General features: G+C 44.1%; 1 protein-coding gene. It reads right to left on the bottom strand.

Annotated features, from left to right (window positions below; translation table 11 throughout):
- Window positions 1-558: GAF domain-containing protein (locus R7190_RS29675; RefSeq protein ID WP_318138182.1), on the bottom strand; the 558-nt coding region annotated here is incomplete at both ends.

Below are 558 nucleotides of genomic sequence, written 5' to 3'. Positions count from 1 at the left end.
ATTTCTTGAGTGAGTGAAAAGCTGAGTTGGGCGAGGTCAGTGGTTCGGTTTTCTACGCGATTTTTAAGTTCGCTGTTAAGTCTCAACAGTTTGTATTGCTGGTAGACAACAGCAAGTTGAGCTTCTATCGAGTCCTTGAACGTGTTGAGTAATTGCCGGTAAGTTTCGCTGTACTCATTGGCTTTGGAGTCCAACATACAAATGGTTCCAAACGTTTCGCCATTTGGCCAAAACAACGGCAAACCACAATAGGAGAGCATACCAAGTTTGATGTCCGGGTTATTCGACCATTTTTCATCGGCAAGGGCATCGGGAACAACCAGTTGGCTTTTGGTTTCAATGACATGTTCACAGTACAAACCATGTCCAAGATCTTCTTTGTCACCAGCTTTATATGGATTACCTTGAGTGTCGCTTGAGGTGTTTACTTCGATGTGGTTTTGATGCACTCGCATAATAAGCGTGGTTGGCACGTCTGCAATCTGTGCGAGGAGATTGACGATATCCTGCCAGCTTCGCTGCATGGATTCAGGAATCTCATAATCTAGTGTTTGAAAT

This window comes from Vibrio sp. 1078-1, assembly GCF_033340475.1.
This window is presented reverse-complemented; position numbering and strand designations above follow the sequence as displayed.